General features: G+C 43.8%; 2 protein-coding genes. Both read left to right on the forward strand.

Annotation, left to right across the window (positions count from 1 at the left end):
- Positions 1-665: tRNA 2-thiouridine(34) synthase MnmA (gene mnmA / locus GMD4S_RS12225; RefSeq protein WP_000328139.1), on the forward strand; the 665-nt coding region annotated here is incomplete at its 5' end.
- A 21-nt stretch (positions 666-686) separates the two neighbouring features.
- Positions 687-1,118 (forward strand): SseB family protein, encoded by a 432-nt coding sequence (locus tag GMD4S_RS12230; RefSeq protein ID WP_000485110.1) that lies wholly within the window; start codon positions 687-689, stop codon positions 1,116-1,118.
- The last annotated feature ends 86 nt before the right edge of the window (positions 1,119-1,204 follow it).

Raw genomic sequence — 1,204 nt, forward strand, 5'->3', positions numbered from 1 at the left:
CCTATTTCCTCAGTCAACTTTCGCAAGAACAACTCCAAAAAACCATGTTCCCATTGGGACATTTGGAAAAGCCTGAAGTTCGCAGACTAGCTGAAGAAGCAGGACTTGCGACTGCTAAGAAGAAAGATTCGACAGGGATTTGCTTTATCGGAGAAAAGAACTTTAAAGAATTTCTCGGTAACTACTTGCCAGCCCAGCCTGGTCGCATGATGACTGTGGATGGACGCGATATGGGTGAGCATGCAGGTCTCATGTATTATACAATCGGTCAGCGTGGCGGTCTCGGTATCGGTGGACAACATGGCGGTGACAATGCCCCTTGGTTCGTTGTTGGAAAAGACCTAAGCAAGAACATCCTCTATGTCGGCCAAGGTTTCTACCATGATTCGCTTATGTCAACCAGCCTAGAAGCCAGTCAAGTTCATTTTACTCGTGAGATGCCAGAGGAATTTACGCTAGAATGTACGGCTAAATTCCGCTACCGTCAGCCTGATTCTAAGGTGACAGTACATGTCAAAGGAGATAAGGCAGAGGTCATCTTTGCGGAACCGCAACGCGCCATCACACCAGGACAGGCAGTTGTCTTTTACGATGGCGATGAGTGTCTCGGTGGCGGTTTGATTGATAATGCTTATCGAGATGGACAGGTTTGTCAGTACATTTAAGATTTTCTAAGAGGAAAGAGAATGTTTCAGTTTTTTAAGAAAAAAACGGCTAAAAAAGAGCAAACAATGAGCCTCTCTGACTATAAGAAAGAGTATTTGAGAGAGAAAACGACAGAGTCAATTGAAGCCTTGTTCAAGGAATTGAAACAAGCTAAAGTCTGGGTCCCCTTCAATCCGAATCTTCTGGATGAGAGTGATGAACAAGAAGGGGTACGACTAAAACCGGATATTCTGCGAAAGGGAGACGACTACTTCTATCCTTGTTTCTTAACTGAACAAGATATTCCCAGGGACTATTATGACCGTTTTTCCTGGTTGCAATTACCTCTTACGGACTGTTTATCTGTTGCGGAAGAGATAGGGGAGTTTCCGGTGAGAGGGATTGTTCTGGATGCCTTCTCTGACCCAGTCGAGATTGACAAAGGAGCTTTTGAAGCGATTCGCCAATTATAGTACATTTAGATTGACAAATTTTCTCAATTTGCTACAATAATAAAAGCAATAGAAATGATGGTCAAAGCTCATGGATGTTGCAGGCT

The sequence above is a fragment of the Streptococcus sp. GMD4S genome, from assembly GCF_000296955.1.

Excerpts from the sequence above, each read along its gene's own strand:
- GMD4S_RS12230 (WP_000485110.1), top strand. The coding sequence starts at position 687 with ATGTTTCAGTTTTTTAAGAAAAAAACGGCTAAAAAAGAGCAAACAATG.